A 245-nucleotide genomic window follows, 5' to 3' on the forward strand; every position below is an offset into this window, starting at 1 on the left:
CGCAGAAGCAATGGCAATTGAAAATGCCAACTTTGCAAAGCTTGCTCGTACCAACGAAGCAGCCGCGCAAACAGGTATCTTTTTAGCGGATCAATACATTAAAGGTAAAGCACGTAAATTTGCTAAGCACAGCGATGTAGAAATTAAACAAGCTGCTGTATTAGGCGCAGGTATTATGGGCGGCGGTATTGCATACCAATCTGCTTATAAAGGTACACCAATCATAATGAAAGACATCCAACAGG

At 42.4% G+C, this 245-nt stretch carries 1 protein-coding gene; it reads left to right on the forward strand.

Going from position 1 to position 245, the window contains the following annotated elements:
- Positions 1 to 245, forward strand: a 245-nt coding sequence (locus tag AAEY97_RS21445) for a 3-hydroxyacyl-CoA dehydrogenase NAD-binding domain-containing protein (protein WP_351001407.1), incomplete at both ends; no start/stop codon positions are given.

This window comes from Shewanella sp. TB7-MNA-CIBAN-0143 (genome assembly GCF_040310065.1).
Taxonomy (GTDB): Bacteria; Pseudomonadota; Gammaproteobacteria; order Enterobacterales; family Shewanellaceae; genus Shewanella.